This is a genomic window from Sneathiella sp., from assembly GCF_002694385.1.
Classification (GTDB): domain Bacteria; phylum Pseudomonadota; class Alphaproteobacteria; order Sneathiellales; family Sneathiellaceae; genus Sneathiella.
The window spans coordinates 50482-65025 of record NZ_NZMB01000003.1 but is presented as its reverse complement, the minus strand read 5'-3'; the positions used below and the strand labels follow the sequence as shown (position 1 = coordinate 65025).

At 56.1% G+C, this 14544-nt stretch carries 12 protein-coding genes and 1 other RNA gene; 11 read left to right on the top strand and 2 right to left on the bottom strand.

Going from position 1 to position 14544, the window contains the following annotated elements; translation table 11 throughout:
* Nucleotides 1-103 precede the first annotated feature (103 nt).
* From CMN55_RS00435 to CMN55_RS00395, 10 genes are all read left to right on the top strand, one after another.
* On the top strand, nt 104-898 hold the full coding sequence (locus CMN55_RS00435) for a thymidylate synthase (protein ID WP_293947533.1): 795 nt from the start codon (nt 104-106) through the stop codon (nt 896-898).
* A gap of 5 nt (nt 899-903) precedes the next feature.
* Nucleotides 904-1425, top strand: coding sequence for a dihydrofolate reductase (locus tag CMN55_RS00430; protein WP_293947532.1), 522 nt, complete (start codon nt 904-906; stop codon nt 1423-1425).
* Between the two features lie 12 nt (nt 1426-1437).
* Nucleotides 1438-1773, top strand: a transfer-messenger RNA (tmRNA) gene (ssrA, locus tag CMN55_RS00425).
* Between the two features lie 96 nt (nt 1774-1869).
* The gene (locus CMN55_RS00420) at nt 1870-2355 is read left to right on the top strand and encodes an SspB family protein (RefSeq protein ID WP_293947531.1); all 486 of its coding nucleotides are present in this window, start codon (nt 1870-1872) and stop codon (nt 2353-2355) included.
* 54 nt (nt 2356-2409) lie between these two features.
* A complete protein-coding gene (locus tag CMN55_RS00415) occupies nt 2410-4020 on the top strand; it encodes a fumarate hydratase (RefSeq protein WP_293947530.1) in 1611 nt (536 codons plus the stop codon).
* A gap of 2 nt (nt 4021-4022) precedes the next feature.
* On the top strand, nt 4023-4292 hold the full coding sequence (locus CMN55_RS00410) for a ribbon-helix-helix domain-containing protein (RefSeq protein WP_293947529.1): 270 nt from the start codon (nt 4023-4025) through the stop codon (nt 4290-4292).
* A gap of 73 nt (nt 4293-4365) precedes the next feature.
* On the top strand, nt 4366-4578 hold the full coding sequence (locus CMN55_RS16910; protein WP_366931920.1) for a DUF4169 family protein: 213 nt from the start codon (nt 4366-4368) through the stop codon (nt 4576-4578).
* 400 nt (nt 4579-4978) lie between these two features.
* Nucleotides 4979-5857 (top strand): haloalkane dehalogenase, encoded by an 879-nt coding sequence (locus tag CMN55_RS00405; RefSeq protein WP_293947528.1) that lies wholly within the window; start codon nt 4979-4981, stop codon nt 5855-5857.
* A gap of 71 nt (nt 5858-5928) precedes the next feature.
* Nucleotides 5929-6219 (top strand): immunoglobulin domain-containing family protein, encoded by a 291-nt coding sequence (locus tag CMN55_RS00400; protein WP_293947527.1) that lies wholly within the window; start codon nt 5929-5931, stop codon nt 6217-6219.
* A 33-nt stretch (nt 6220-6252) separates the two neighbouring features.
* Entirely contained in the window at nt 6253-7116 is an 864-nt protein-coding gene (locus CMN55_RS00395; protein ID WP_293947526.1) for an adenylate/guanylate cyclase domain-containing protein, read from the top strand.
* Here CMN55_RS00395 and CMN55_RS00390 read toward each other — a convergent pair.
* Nucleotides 7113-11240, bottom strand: a complete 4128-nt coding sequence (locus tag CMN55_RS00390) for a T1SS-143 repeat domain-containing protein (RefSeq protein ID WP_293947525.1) — start codon at nt 11238-11240, stop codon at nt 7113-7115. The two genes, CMN55_RS00395 and CMN55_RS00390, sit on opposite strands and share 4 nt — an antisense overlap.
* 277 nt (nt 11241-11517) lie before the next feature.
* Here CMN55_RS00390 and CMN55_RS00385 point away from each other — a divergent pair, with 277 nt between their 5' ends.
* Nucleotides 11518-13746, top strand: a complete 2229-nt coding sequence (locus CMN55_RS00385; RefSeq protein WP_293947524.1) for a CHASE2 domain-containing protein — start codon at nt 11518-11520, stop codon at nt 13744-13746.
* Nucleotides 13747-13814: 68 nt separating this feature from the next.
* On the opposite strand, the gene CMN55_RS00380 is transcribed toward CMN55_RS00385, so the two are convergent.
* Nucleotides 13815-14456 carry an HAD-IA family hydrolase gene (locus tag CMN55_RS00380; RefSeq protein ID WP_293947523.1) on the bottom strand — a complete coding sequence of 214 codons (642 nt, stop codon included), beginning with the start codon at nt 14454-14456 and terminating at the stop codon, nt 13815-13817.
* Between the last annotated feature and the right edge of the window lie 88 nt (nt 14457-14544).

Genomic DNA, 14544 nt, shown 5'->3' with positions numbered 1-14544 from the left:
ATGGAAGGGAATATTCCACTGCTGCTGATTCGGACTGTTCTTCACGGGGCTTTTGTTTTATCCTCCCACAATATATTCCATATTTTTAGCCGAAATTTGTCCGATGAAACAATATCTTGATCTTCTTCGAACTGTCCGCAACGACGGTGTCTACAAATCAGACCGCACCGGCGTCGGTACCTACAGTATTTTCGGCCATCAGATGCGGTTTGATCTGTCGAAGGGGTTCCCCGTTCTCACCACCAAGAAACTGCATGTGAAATCCATCATTCATGAGCTTCTGTGGTTTCTGTCTGGCGATACCAACATCCGCTATCTCAAGGAAAATGGCGTGCGTATCTGGGATGAATGGGCCGATGAAAATGGCGATCTCGGGCCGGTTTATGGGGCGCAGTGGCGCTCCTGGCCAACGCCTGACGGCGGCAGTATCGACCAGATCGCCAAGCTGATCCAGCAGATCAAAACAAATCCCAATTCGCGCCGCCTGATTGTCAGCGCCTGGAACCCGGCGGAAGTTGACAATATGGCGCTGCCGCCCTGTCACTGCCTGTTCCAGTTCTATGTGGCGGACGGCAAACTCTCCTGCCAGCTCTATCAGCGGAGCGCGGATGTCTTTCTCGGCGTGCCTTTCAACATTGCCTCCTACGCCCTGCTCACCTTGATGGTCGCGCAGGTGTGCGATCTGGAGCCGGGCGAATTCATCCACAGCTTCGGCGATACGCATCTTTATGCCAACCATGTGGAACAGGCGGATTTGCAGCTCTCGCGCATTCCCGGCAAACTGCCGAGCCTGCATATCAACCCGGATATCAAGGATATTTTCGCCTTCACCTATGATGACTTCACTTTGGAAGGGTATGAGGCGGCGGCGCATATTCCGGCCAAGGTCGCGGTCTGAGACATATGACGGGCGTTCTTCTTTCCGCCATCGTGGCGGTTTCCGAAAATCATGTCATCGGCCGGAAAAATGCCCTGCCCTGGCGGCTGTCCAACGATCTTAAATGGTTCAAGAAAACGACCATGGGCAAACCCATGATCATGGGACGAAAGACGTTCGATTCCCTGCCCGGCCTGCTGCCGGGTCGGCCGCATATCGTTATCACCCGCCAGCCCGGCTATGCCCCTGAAGGGGCAATCGTTGTGCACAGCCTGGATGCAGCCATCGCCCGCGCAAGGATCGAGGCGGCAAATGCAGAGCAGGATGAGGTTATGATTATCGGCGGAGCGGAAATTTACCGGCAAAGCCTCGACCGGCTTGACCGGATCTATCTCACCGAAGTCCACGCAGCCCTGGAGGGGGACGCCTTTCTCCCCGATTTCGGGAGTGAAGACTGGACGGAAACCTTCCGGGAATTCCATGAAAAATCGGACAAGAATGAGTTCGATCACAGCTTCGTTATACTGGAACGACAGAAGCTCGGTTAAATTTAACCGTTCCCCCTTTCAAAATTACATTAAAACAATTATATTCAGTCTGTTGGGAAACCAACTATGGCGATAAACGTTGCATGGAATAAACGTTGCGGACCCGGGGGCGGTACCCGGCGCCTCCACCATAAGGACAGACGCAGTTGCACCGACGGCTGTTTTTATGATGGGGGCGAAATAGGCTCGACGCGCGCAGTAAAGATGTAATTTTTGCCCGGCATGATACCACCGTATAACGGGGTCAAATCTATAAATGCTAACGATAACGACGAAGCATTTGCCGTAGCTGCTTAATTGCACTACACGGGGTTCGGAGGGGCACCTGGCAACAGAAGCCCCTCCACTTGTTTTTACAGCATGCGACGCCCGGTTAAACTGTCTTCCGCATTAGAGGAATGTGACTGCCCGTCGGCGCATTGAAGGTGGGGGTCGGATTAACATATGAATGACGAAATCAATTATGCCAAGATGGTTGAGACGGCGTTGCTGGATGTTGTCCGCAATGCGCTTCGTCATATAGCTGTGAAGGGCCTGCCCGGGGATCAGCATTTCTATATCACTTTCAGAACCCATCATCCCGGCGTTTCCATCCCGACGCATCTGGCCGAGCGTTACAAGGACGAGATGACCATCGTCCTGCAGCATCAGTTTTGGGATGTCACCGTGGAACCCGATTACTTTACGGTTGATCTCAGCTTCAATCACAAGCGCGAAACCCTCCGCATCCCGTTCAGCGCCCTGACCGCCTTTGCCGATCCGTCTGTACAATTCGGCCTTCAGTTTTCGCCCCCCCTTTCCGAAAGGGAGAAGGCGGAAAATGAGGAACAGACCCCCGCAGCATCCACCGAAACATCGGAAACTGCTCCCGCGGCCGATGGCGAGAAGCAGGGGGAAGTCATAACCCTTGATGCGTTCCGTAAAAAATAGATAATCTTCCGCGCAACCTATCACCCCTCAATATCTGCATTGAAAGCCCCTACCATGCCCGAATTTCATTATCAGGAAATGTATTCCCTTGGCAAAGACGACACCCCCTACCGCAAGCTGACGTCCGATCATGTCTCGACAATCACGGTCGAGGGCCAGGAAATCCTGAAAATCGAGCCGGAGGCGCTCAGCCTGCTGGCCGCAGAGGCCATGCATGATGTGGCGCATCTCCTGCGCCCGCAGCATCTGCAGCAGCTCGCCAATATCCTGAAAGATGATGAAGCATCCGAGAATGATAAATTCGTCGCGACCGAGCTTCTGAAAAACGCCAATATCGCCGCGGGCATGATCCTGCCCGGCTGTCAGGATACCGGTACCGCCATCATCATGGGCAAGAAAGGGCAATATGTCTGGACGGACGGGACGGACAAGGAACAGCTTTCCCGTGGCGTGTTTGAAACATATACGGAAACCAATCTCCGCTATTCCCAGCTCGCCCCCATCAGCATGTTCGAAGAAAAGAACACCGGCACCAACCTGCCCGCCCAGATCGACCTGTATGCCGTAAACGGGGATGAATATAACTTCATGTTCGTGGCCAAGGGCGGCGGCTCGGCCAACAAGACCTTCCTCAATCAGGCGGTGCCCAGCGTCATGACGCCCGAACGGCTTGTCCCGGCGATTGAGGAAATGATGCTCTCCCTCGGCACGGCAGCCTGCCCGCCCTATCACCTTGCCGTGGTTATCGGCGGCACCTCCGCCGAGGAGACCATGAAGACCGTCAAGATGGCCTCGACCAAATATTACGACACCCTGCCGACCAGCGGTAATGAGCATGGCCGCGCCTTCCGCGATCTCGATATGGAGGCGGAAATCCTCAAAGTTTCGCAAGGGCTCGGCATCGGCGCCCAGTTCGGCGGCAAATATTTCTGCCACGACGTCAGGGTGATCCGCCTGCCGCGTCATGGCGCCAGCGTCCCCATCGGCATCGGAGTGTCCTGCTCCGCCGACCGGCAGATCAAGGGCAAGATCAACAAGGACGGCGTGTTTCTGGAACAGCTTGAAACCAACCCCGCGAAATATCTGCCGGAGGTAACGGACAAGGATCTGGGCGGCAATGTCGTCAAGATCGATCTCAACCGCCCGATGAAGGAAATTCTGGCGACCCTCAGCCAGTATCCGATCCGCACCCGTCTCAGCCTGACCGGCACGATCATCGTCGCCCGCGACCTCGCCCATAAACNGCTGCGCGAGATGCTGGAAAATGGNGANGATCTGCCGCAATATTTCAAGGANCATATNATCTANTACGCNGGNCCNGCCAAAACACCGGAAGGCTANGCCTCCGGCTCTTTCGGNCCGACNACNGCCGGCCGCATGGANGCCTATGTNGATCAGTTCATGGCCGCCGGNGGCAGCATGATCATGCTGGCGAAGGGNAACCGTTCCAAAGTCGTTGTCGATGCCTGCCACAAGCATGGCGGNTTTTATCTNGGCTCCATCGGNGGNCCNGCCGCCATCCTTGCCCAGAACAACATCAANAAGGTGGACGTCCAGGCATTTGANGAATTCGGCATGGANGCCATCTGGCGGATNGAGGTGGANGATTTCCCCGCCTTTATCGTTACAGATGACAAGGGCAATGATTTCTTCGCCCGGAAGTAACCATGGATGACCCCCGCGATGCGCCGGAGGNCTCNAAGGCGCANATCGTCAAACATTCCATCAGCATCGCCGGGCACCGGACCAGCATCTCGCTGGAACGGCAATTCTGGGATCTGCTGCGGGACGCNGCNGCGGCCCGCNATCTCAGCATTAACGAGCTTGTCTCGGAAATCGACCGCGAGCGGGAAGGCAANCTTTCCAGCGCCGTGCGGCTTTATATTCTCGACGANCTGATCCGNAAAACGACATCTGATACNTGNGTCCAGCCATAACTNCCCTTGGGTCTGANANAATCAGTTCCTATATAAANANNAANNGGACATCAAATTCAGGGCGGTCTTTTACATGGGNGATGTTGTCAATCTGAACCGNTTTCGCAAAAACCGCGACCGCAAGAAAANTGAAGAGGACGCGCGCAACAACCGCATCCGCTATGGTCGNACGGGNCAGCAGAAAAAACTGGATCGCGCCGAAAGCGANCGGAANAAGNCGGANGTCGAGCAGAAAAAGCTGATTCGCGACGATGANGACGGNGAAGATCCNCCTGCCAAATGTTAGCCCTTTATTTACCTGTCCNGTTTAAAATCAAAATACCGTCACAGAATTGACGCAACCTTCTTCTACATANGGANAGTGACGCAAAGGCGTCGCNTNAGGAGGTATCATGGAAGTTGAAATACAGAAATACCCCGAACCTGCACTGAAGGATCTGTTTGCAGATCCGGTCATGCTNGCCGTTCTGAAACGCGATGGCCTGACCGTTGATGACGTCAAGAAGGTTGTCAAACGATATCAGAAAAGGGCNACCCCACCGGCCNTNNGNCCCTGACGGGCGGNCNCTCCCTCCTCGCCGCNTCCGACTCTTTTGTTGTGCNGCANTGCCCGCTCGCGNTATNATCCGCGCGAACACAATCATTACCGGGTATTGAACGANAGCCATCAGGGAGACAGTCGNAACGTGACGGCAGCAACCAGATACAAGAAAAAATCGGCCACCATCCGGGGATTGAAAATGTCCTATATNGAGGAGGGGGANGGNGATCCGATTGTCTTTCTGCACGGCAACCCCACNTCCTCCTATCTATGGCGCAATGTCATGCCGCATCTGGAAGGGCAGGGTCGCCTGATTGCCCCCGATTTGATCGGNATGGGCGATTCCGAAAAGCTGCATGACAGCGGACCCGACAAATACAGCTTTCGCGAACATCGCGCCTTNCTGGATGATCTGCTGGCCTATCTTGAGGTGNGCAAGAATGTCACGCTCATCGTCCATGACTGGGGCTCGGCCCTCGGCTTTGATTGGGCCTATCGCAATCAGGCCGCCATGAAGGGNATCGCCTATATGGAGGCCATCGTGCGGCCNATCGCAAGCTGGANTGACTGGCCGGAGGCGGCGCGCAACATCTTTCAGGCNTTTCGCAGCCCCGCNGGGGAAGAGCTTGTNNTGGAGAAAAANATCTTTGTCGAACGGGTACTGCCGGGCTCCATCCTCCGCAANCTGGAGGANGAGGAGATGCGNGANTATATCCGCCCCTTCCGCAATGCCGGGGAGGANCGNNGGCCGACCCTGACCTGGCCGCGCCAGATTCCCNTCGAAGGCGAGCCCGAAGATGTCGTGGCCATCGTTGANGAATATGCCGCCTGGCTCAGCCAGAGTGACCTGCCNAAACTCTTCATCAATGCCGATCCGGGTTCCATCCTGATCGGGGCCCAGCGCGANTNTTGCCGCGGCTGGCCCAACCAGAGCGAAGTCACCGTCANTGGCCTGCATTTNATTCAGGAAGACAGCCCGGATGATATNGGCCGGGCCGTGTCGGAATTTNTCGCCCGCCTTTAGTNATCAGNTACACAGGAACGATCGTGGAAAAAAAGCCGGTTAAATTAAANGCCCTTCAGAGCAAGACCCTGATGCTCCTCCAACTGCTGGCGCGCGACCCGGACAGCAGCAGCCCCGTCGGTGACAGCGGGGAGGTGAGAATCACCCGCCTGCCCCATGCCCATGGCAATCACATGCATGTCGGACAGTATGTCGTGGCCAGCCGGGACGCGAGCGGCCTCGCCAACAAATCTGTCTGGACGGCGCTGTCCCGCAAGGGATTGGTCCGCGATAATTTTGAAGAGGAAATCATTCTGACCCCTGATGGCCTGAATTTCTCAACGGGGCTTGAGAAAAACTTCGCCGCCGCCTCGGATCACTAGGAGCCGCCCAATCAACAGGCGGAAAAAAATCCAATGCCGTCTGATAGAGACAGAAAGCTGACAACCATCCTCTGCGCTGATGTCGCAGGGTACAGTCGGCTTATGAATGCCGATGAAGAGACGACCCTCGACCGGCTAAAAAAAACTCATGCCGATTTTCTGCATCACGTGGGTGAGCATGGCGGGCGTCTCGTCAATACGGCGGGCGATGGCCTGGTCTGCGAATTTCCCAGCGTTATTCGCGCTGTTGAATGCGCGGTTGAAGTGCAGAATCTCATCAACCGCGAAAGCCGGTCTGTTCCGCCGGAGAGGCGCATGCTCTATCGCATTGGCATCAATCTTGGTGATGTGCTTGTGGAGGGAAACGATCTTTTCGGCGATGGCGTCAATGTCGCGGCCCGACTGGAAGCGCTGGCGCCTGCCGGGGGCATCTGCATTTCCGGCTCTGTCTTTGAACAGATTAAAAACCGGCTGCCGAGGAAATTTAGTTTCCTAGGCAACAAAGAAGTCAAAAATATCAGCGACCCTGTCGCGGTCTATTCCCTGTCCCTGACGGAAATGCCCGCCCCGGATAACGCCCACATGCCATTGCCAGAAGGCCCTGCGGATCCGGCAACCGGCCTTTCGGAAGAAGACGCCCGTATTCGCGCCTATGTCAAACGGCAGGCCGCATTTTATCGTCGCGCGGGGACTTTCGGCGCCATCATCCTGCTCCTTTTCATTATCAACCTGGCCAGTTCGACTGACTACTGGTGGTTCCTCTGGCCTGCGGGGGCCATGGGATTTGTCCTGCTGATGGAGGCCGTGCGTCTCTTTAGCAGAAACCGCCACGCAGATGACTGGGAAGAGCGGAAGATCCGGGAGATCAAGGCCCGACATCGACGGGACGGTCGCTAGGACTCATCCACCACTATTTTTGATGCGATATCACTGAGCGCGCGCACATCCGGGCTTTGATAATTGTCGATGACAATAGAGGGGCCATCTGCAATGAGAAAACTCAGCGTTGCCTTCCCGCCCGTATCCGACAGCTCCCAGGCATCGCCGCGTCCGCGCTCTTCCGCCAGCAGGCCAAGGCTGTCAAATATCTGATCCAGATTGATACTGTCCTCCGCAATATCAAAATCCGCAATGATCGTCTGCCCATTATCAGCCGGGGTGAAGAAGAAAATATCAGCCCCTTCCCCGCCGTTCAGGATATCATTGCCGCCATTTCCGTACAGCATATCATTTCCCTCGCCGCCAGAGAGGAAATCATCCCCCGACGTGCCATATAGCGTCTGCCCCCCCTCCGGTCCGGTGAACAGGTTTGATTGCGGGGCAAACGCCGCAAAGGCCGCCACATCGCCCACCCCATTCTCGACAAACGTAAAGGTCAGCGTCGTAACACTTGTATCATTATCGCCGTCCGTCAGAATATACTCAAAACTGTCTATATCCCCGGGCTGCGTGGCGGCGGGGGCGGTATAGGTATAATTCCCCTCTGCATCAATGGAAAGCTGTCCGCCCAGCAATGTCTCGATCACAAGCGGATCGCCATTCTGCGGGATATCATATTCCTCACCGTTATAGACAAGTGCGGTCAACTGGCCATCATCGGCGCCGAGACGATCCACCGAACCGGAGCTCACCACATTGTCCGTCTCCACCACAGGAACCGTCCCTTCCAGTACGGCCCCGAGATCCGCCGGATCGGCCGCCACAACGGGCTCATCCCCTGCATTTTCAACCTTGGCAAGCTCATCGGTGCTGACATCATTGCCAAGGCCGATGGCAAGAACCTCGATATCATTGCTGTCAACAAATTGCTGCCATGCGTTGCCATCTTCTGTCGGGACGGCCTGGCCAAAGCTCGGTTCGCCATCCGAAATGAAATAGACGGTCGATTTATATCCTTCAAATGCAGGATCGGTAATTTGTGACGAAAGGACGCCTTGCGCCCCTGTCGCCGTATCGGCAAGGGCCGCGGCATAATTTGTCGCGCCTTCCGGCACCAGATTATCGGCATTCATGACAAACGCCCGCGCATCGTCAATCGAACTTCCCGAAAAAACCACGGAGGCACCGGCGGCAAAGGCGATGATGGTGATATTCACATCGCGCGCCACGGGTGCATATTCGCTGAGCATATTATCAACGGCGGTGCGCAAAATCTGAATGCGGGTTTGCCCGGCGCCGGGCACGAAATTCGTCATCGAGCCGGAAACATCCAGAACGAACAGCAGATTGTGATCGGGCAGGGAAGTGGCCGGCAATTCAACCGCATCCGGCTCTGCAACAGGAACATCATCCACAACAGTTGTTGTAAAGGAGCCGGTGGCGACGGTCCCGTCCTCATCGGCAACATTATAATTGAAGGAAAGATCAAGACTATCGGCCCCCGGTGCCGGATGATCCAGCGCGTCTTTCAGCGTCAGGGTATACTGATACCCGTCTGCATTCGCCTCCGGTCCGAAATCGAGCGAGAAGACGGGCCGCGCCGCGCCGCCTTGTGATGGGACGGCCATGGCCTCGACGCGCTGTGTCACGCCATCGGCAAGCGTTGAAATCGTATAGGTCACCGGATCGCCCGCCGATGTAACTGTCGGCAAGCTGTCAATATCCAGCGTCACACTGCCTGCCCCGTCGAGGCCGAAGTCAACCGGCACCGATCCGCTGACAACTGTCCCGGCCGCAGAGGGATTCGTGCCGTCAGCCAGAGCCGCTTCATAGAGGATTGACGCCGCCACATCGCTGACAATTGGGCCACTGTCCGCGATTGTGACAGGCAGCGAGCCAGAGACGGAATCCCCGCCCGGACCCGTCGCTGTAAATGCCAGATCAAAGGCAATCGTCGGCAGATTTGCGCCCGCCGCATCGAGGTGATCTATCGGCCCGAGCAGCGCAAAATCATAGGAGCCGTCAAGATTGAGCGTGACGGTAAAAACCGGCGCTCCGTTCGCCATACCCGTGACGGCATTCGTGCCGAGGCCATCCAGGACAACGGGGACGCCGCCGGATGTCAGCCCGGTTTCACTGAACTCCGCCTGCACCGTATCGAACGTAACCGCCGCAATATCCCCGCCGACAATCCCAGTTGATCCGCCTTCTATGACGTCGCCCGTCGCCGATTCCGTGACCTCGGCCGGCATAGCCTCCCCAAGCTCAATGGGCGTGCTATCGTTATCCTCAATGACGATTGTCAGGGGTTCTCCCCCCTCGTCAATAACGACATTGCTCGATCCGCCGACCAGCGTCAGGGTCAGGGTTTCCGTCCCTTCCGCAATGTCATCGTCCACAATGGGAATGGTGATAACCGCCGTTGCCCCGGGAGCAAGACCGCTCTCTCCGCCTTCGAACAGAACGGTCTGTATGCCATCTGTCACATAGTCGCCACCCGCCGTTGCCGATCCGCTGATGGTATAATTGACCGCCACTGTCACACCCGGAGCGACCGCCTTGTCGAGAATAAGTTCAAATGAGAGGACGCCGGCGCTTTCATCAACCGTGATGGCCTCCCCGCTTGCAACCGGCACCCCGCCGACAGTCACATTCGACAGGCTGACAACGCCGATATCATCATCCGTGATCACAACCATAGCCTGACTGGAGGCAACATTGATGTCGGCATTCTGCGCCCCCGTCAGGGCGATGATGAAAAACTCGACATTCTCGATCACATCATCATCTATGATCGAAACGGTGAAAGTTGCCTGCGTCGATCCGGCCGGAATGACGATAATACCGTCGCTTCCCCCTTCGATGATATAATCAAGATCGCCCGGCAATCCTGCCCCCACGCCCGAAGCCGATCCGCCGCGCAGATCATAGGTTATCGTCACCGGAACATTCGTTGGCTCATTAAGGCTGACAACAATCTGGAAGCTTTGCAGATTCCCTGTTTCCGGATCTGTAACGGAGACAATCGAAAGGCTGGTCTGAGGGCCAAGACCGGTGATTTCCTGCATGCTTTCAGATCGCTCAAAACCCAGATCGGTTTCTCCCAGCAAATCCGCCGATTTCAAAAGATCACCGACAGTCAGCCCGCCATCAATCTGACCATCCGCAAAAGGATTGAACCCCGCGCCGCCGCCATTATGGGACCGCCGCCCGCCTTCCGGGTTTATCCGGTCCGGATCAAAGTCTTCCTCATTTCTGAACCATTCCGGATTGATCAACCGCAGCACATCGCCATAGAGGTCCACTGCCTGCTGATCGCTTAAAACAAAAGGCTGCCCGGGTATGGAGGAATAGCTGGTGACGATCACCGTCTGGTTCGGCAAGGTGAGAAGCTGCGATCCGGCCTCGTTACTGACGGCGATAGCGCCGGTATAGAGGGTGAAGACAGAGTCTTCGCCAATGCTCTTGACCTGGCCGGACCAGCTTGTCCCGCGGATACCGATGGTGCCGACCGGCGTACGGACATCCACATTTTCCGGCTCGTCCTTGGCAATCTGGCCGCTGACCAGCGAGAAAATCCCCTGTAAAAGGGAGAGGCCAAACTTTCCACTGCCGGAGGAAGGGTTATAAACCAGCTCATCGAGGACCGCCCGGCCATTCTCATTCATGGAAAACTGGGTATCGTCGACAAAAATAATTGTAAAGGACGATCCGCCTGCTGTTTCGATGACATCGCCCTGATAAACCGCCGCCCCTTCAACCAGCTCCACACGGGTGCCATCGGCGTGACGTACGGTAACGGTTCCTTCAAGCCGACTGATCTCGCCGATCGGGCCGCCCGCATCCGACTGAGTACCCGCCGATTGCGCCACCGGTCCGGGGCCGGACAGCTTGCTGACAAGATCCGACGGGATTCGGGCACCGCCCGCGGTCAGAATGTCCACACCCGGGCCGGACGCAAAATAATCATGCACCGTAATGTAACCGCCATCTTCCGATGTCAGGCGAAGATCAACCCCCTCGCGGGAAAACTCCGCAACAAGCGGCTTTATTTCATCCCCCAGCCGCAGGTATCCCTGCTCGGGTGCCTGATAATCGGCAAGGGATCGGCTGTCGAGGTCAGATAAACCTTCCTGTTTCATATTAAACAACCTCTGGGCGGGAGAAATTCATTGCAATGCGAAAAGCGCAATTATCAACCCTTAAAATAATCACATCAAAAAAAGTCGCCGTTTGGTTTCTGTCGGCGAAAGGAATAAACGAAGACATAAAATACAAAGCGCACTGGTCTCAATTGGAAGAGTATGCCACATTTCGAACATATTTCATAAATTTTTTCGCAACTATGGTTAATGGAAAGATTTGTGGAAACGGTCGTTTACTGATTTATATTCCGGATAAGGAAGTACGAGGGGGGCTGTGGCCAAATCCTTACGCATAAAAAGCCCGCTCGGCCGGTCTCCTTCCGCCGGGCTCAGCCGGATATGGGCATCCCTTCTGCTGGCCACGGCGCTCTTTCTACAGATCTCCGATCCCATTGTCCTTTCCAGCTTCCGGGACCGGATTTTTGACATCTATCAGCATTACCACCCCCGTGAAGCAGAGGCGTCGCGCCCGGTTGTGGTGGTGGATATTGATGAGAAAAGCCTGCTCAATCTGGGGCAATGGCCCTGGCCGCGGACCTTCCTTGCCCAGCTCGTTGACAATTTGACGGCAAACGGGGCGGCGGTTATCGGATTCGATATGCTGTTTGCCGAAGCAGACCGTCTGTCGCCCGACCAGATGCCAAAGAATATTGTCAATCTTCCCCCTGATATCCGGGAGAGGCTGGGGGCCCTGCCCTCTTTCGATGACACCTTTGCCACCGCCATCGCAAAAAGCCGTGTCGTGCTTGGCATATCCGTCATTACCGATATTGTCGGGGCGAACAATCTCGGGCTCAACCGGATCCCCTCCTTCGCTATTCTTGGCCCGCACCCGCGAAACTATCTTCGAAGCTACCCTGCGCTTGTCGGCAATATTGCCACGCTGGATGAAGCCGCCGCCGGGCGCGGGATGATTAGTCTTGAACAGGATTTTGACGGTATCGTCCGCCGCATCCCACTCGCCAACCGGGTCGGCGACCAGATTATCCCCTCGCTGGCCCTTGACATGCTGCGGGTTGCCACGGGGCGAAATGTGATCATCCAGTCCGGCGAAAACGGCATTATCGGCTTCAAGGTGGCCGATACCTTAGTCCCAACCGACGCAAGAGGGCGAATCCGCGTCAAATATGCCGAATATGATCCGTCGCTCTATATTTCCGCTGTGGATGTCATAAACGGCGCCGTTGATAAACAGCGCATTGACGGCAAGCTGGTTCTGGTCGGAACATCGGCAACGGGGCTGAAAGATTTGCGGGCATCGCCGCTGACCTCCAACTTGCCGGGGGTCGAGATGCATGTGCAGCTTCTGGAAAATATCTGGAGTAAAAGTTACCTGTTCCGCCCCGACTTCATCGCCATTTTCGAATGGATCGGAACGCTCGCCACAGGATTGCTGCTGATCCTGCTGGTGCCGCTCGTCGGGGCGCGAACCACGCTTGGGCTGCTGATCTTTATCTCTGCCACCGCCATCGGGTCTTCCATTTTCCTGTTCATCTACACATCAACCTTGATTGATGTCAGCTACACCCTGCTCATCTCAATCCTTGTATATATTACCATGGTCTATTCAAATTACCGTGGTACGGAGCAGGAGCGAACCCGGATCAGGAATGCCTTTGCCCATTACCTCTCGCCGGAGCTTGTCGAGAGGCTTTCCGCGTCCCCGGACAGTCTGGTCCTCGGCGGGGAAATGCGCGAAATGACCTTCATGTTCTGCGATGTGCGCGAATTTACGGTGATATCCGAAGGCTATCGTCATGACCCGCGCGGCCTCACCCATCTGATCAACCGGTTTCTGACGCCGATGACGGATGAAATCCTCAAACATAATGGCACCATCGACAAATATATGGGCGATGCGATCATGGCCTTCTGGAATGCGCCGCTGGAAAACGCCCGGCATCCGAAAGACGCCGCGGATGCCGCCTTGCAGATGATTCTCCGCCTTGTCGCCCTGAATGCGCGCCTGAAGGAAGAGGCGGAGGCGGAAGATCGGCCTTTCAAGGCGTTGCGCGTCGGGATCGGGCTCAACACCGGGGCCTGCATTGTCGGCAATCTCGGGTCCGAGCAGCGGTTTGACTATTCGGTGCTAGGCGACCCGGTCAACCTTGCGTCCCGCCTCGAAGGGCAGACCAAGGAATACGGGGTTAGCATCATCATCGGCGAGAGCACGGCCAGGGCCATCCCGGGTTATGCCCTCATCAAGCTTGACCTGATCACCGTGAAAGGCAAGGAGGAGGCCGTGACCATCTACGGCCTGTTCGGCAATGAGGAATATGCCACGCGACAGGATTTCAGGGAAGCAAGAGCCGAAATGGAAGCCTTCCTTGAGCTGTATCTCGCCCGCAACTGGCAGGCGGCGCTGACCCGGCTCGATGGGATCGAGGCAATGAACGACCGGTTTTCCCGTTACGCCGCCCTGTTCCGGATGCGCATCCGGGCCTTTCAGGAGACCCCGCCGTCCGACGGCTGGGACGGCGTTTATCGGGCCAGCGAGAAATAGAGGTGTGAAAATAGGCGCCTCCGACTATCTCCGGCAGGCTTTGGCGATAGCTGGACCAGCAGGGCCGGTCAGGAAAAGCTGAGGCCCGATGCGGCGGACAGATCCCGCAGCGCCTGCGCCTCGCTCACCACTTTGATGGTTGTCATGCCCATTGCGGCGGCCGGCTTCAGATTGATGCCGAGATCATCAAGATACACAACTTCTTCCGGCTTGACGCCCATCTGCCCACAGGCATATTCATAAATCCTCGGGTCTGGCTTTCTGAGGCCAATCTTGCTGGATTCGATCACCTCACCGAACAGACCCATAACCTTCTGCACGTCTGCTTGCGCAGCCGCATCGCGGGTCATGCCCGGTCCCTTCCCGGCCGCCACATTATTGGTGAGGCAGGTGCAGATATATTTCTCACGGCAAATCTTGAGGGCATTCACCATATTCGGCCGGATATCGCCGCCCAGCAGACGGACAATATCCTTGCCCGAAACCGGATGGCCAAGGGCGGCACTTTCCGCCTCGAACAGTGTGTCAAATTCATCCAGCGTCACCTCGCTCCGCTCGAAGCGCGCCCAGGCGTTGGTATCGGGGTTGGTCGAATTGATTGTACGGACAAAATTTTCCGGCAATCCCCGCTCCGACTCATACCGGGCAAACGCCTCAAACGGGCTCGACGTCAGAACGCCCCCGAAATCCCACAGGATGGCTTTTATCATCTTGAAAATAAATCCTTCTGGTGATGCTAAGGCCGCCCGGGGCGACGCAGGTTATCATTCTTGCTTTTGTTAAATAGTGACAGGCGGC